The organism is Paraburkholderia saeva, from assembly GCF_907164555.1.
In the GTDB taxonomy this organism is placed as follows: Bacteria; Pseudomonadota; Gammaproteobacteria; order Burkholderiales; family Burkholderiaceae; genus Paraburkholderia; species Paraburkholderia saeva.
On the sequence record NZ_CAJQZC010000034.1, the window covers coordinates 1 to 855 of the forward strand.

The 855-nt window shown below is 64.9% G+C and carries 2 protein-coding genes; both read left to right on the plus strand.

The genetic code is table 11. The features are described 5' to 3' along the window. Positions 1 to 9 precede the first annotated feature (9 nt). Positions 10 to 531, plus strand: coding sequence for a type VI secretion system lipoprotein TssJ (tssJ, locus tag LPA36_RS29360; RefSeq protein WP_228884022.1), 522 nt, complete (start codon positions 10 to 12; stop codon positions 529 to 531). Next, positions 528 to 855: hypothetical protein (locus LPA36_RS29365; RefSeq protein WP_228884021.1), on the plus strand; the 328-nt coding region annotated here is incomplete at its 3' end. The genes tssJ and LPA36_RS29365, both read left to right, overlap by 4 nt.

Below are 855 nucleotides of genomic sequence, written 5' to 3' on the forward strand. Positions count from 1 at the left end.
GCCTTTCTGATGCACAGGAAGATGATCCGGGGCGCATGTGGCGTCGCCCTTGCGTTCGCCGTGAGCGCATGCGGCACGTGGCAGTCCGTGAAGGAAGGCACTGTGGCCGCCACGCAGGCGGTGTTCGAGACGAAGGTCAAGCAGATGGATTTCGTCGTCACGGCACGCGGCGCACTGAACCAGGACGCACAGGGCGCGTCGCTGCCGGTTGTGCTGCGCATCTGGCAGTTGAAGGACGACAAGCCGTTTGCGACGGCGACCTATGCGCAACTGCTCGGTGGCAATGACGCGCTGAAGGTGTCGACGCTCTGGAGCCGCGACGTGACGCTCGGGCCTGGGCAGACGCTGAAGCTGTCCGAGCCGATGGACGATGCAGCGAATTACGTGGGTGTGGCCGCGTTCTTCCGCGATACGGGCGATGCGGAGTGGTCGGTGCTGATTCCGAAGTCGCAGTGGAAAAAGACCGACCCTGTCAGGCTGATGGCGGCCGAGCGCAATATTGGGCTCGACACGGAGGGTGGAAAAAAATGAGGAATCCGTATCAGATCATGATGGCGCTTGCGTTGCCCGTCGTGCTGGCCGCACAGGCTGCCGTTGCGGCCGGGGGACCTCCAGTGTACGCATCCGGCGACGCGGATCACATGTGCCAGCAACTCCAGGCGACCGGCGCTACCGACATCGCAAGAGCGACCATGCTGCTGCGCTCGAAATTGCCGCGGGTGTCGGCAGGCGAGGCTGCGGCTTTCGAGCGAGCGAACGCCGCCGGCGTGCCCGATGCGAGGGCGGGGATAGGCAGCCCGCTCTATCACGTCTGGCTGGCAGGGCGATATCTGGACCGCGCGACGCGGCAGATCG